Source organism: Enterovibrio norvegicus FF-33, from assembly GCF_000286835.2.
GTDB classification, from domain to species: Bacteria; Pseudomonadota; Gammaproteobacteria; order Enterobacterales; family Vibrionaceae; genus Enterovibrio; species Enterovibrio norvegicus_A.
Genome location: NZ_AJYD02000038.1, coordinates 332,412 through 332,802 on the forward strand (window position 1 = coordinate 332,412; position 391 = coordinate 332,802).

Sequence of the window (391 nt, forward strand, 5' to 3'; positions counted from 1 at the left end):
AAAGTCGATGCGCTGGGAAGTAACAACATGATGGGTCTGGGCAGCGTAGAAAGCTCCGCCAGCTATGCCGACATTGATTACGCCTTCTACCTCGTGGGCTCCACACTGTACATCTATGAAAATGGGGCGTATCGCACCAACTTTGGCGCGGGCAGTGTCTCTGTGGGAGACACAATGACCATCCAAGTCAATGCGGGCACGGTCACCTACTTGCGCAACGACACAGCGCTTCGCGAAGTCACCTACAGCGGCGATACCCCTGACTTCTACGTCGATTCCAGCTTCCACAGTGGCGCGATCCGCCTGAGCGAACTGGCGGTCACTCCCCTGTCTGGTGCGGGCTTATCGGCCGATGCAGATAACGATGGCGTGACCAACGATGTCGATCTCG

1 protein-coding gene is annotated in these 391 nt (G+C 57.0%); it reads left to right on the forward strand.

The features are described from left to right. Positions 1 to 391 (forward strand): hypothetical protein (locus A1OO_RS23435; RefSeq protein ID WP_035008443.1); only part of this gene is annotated, 391 nt, incomplete at both ends.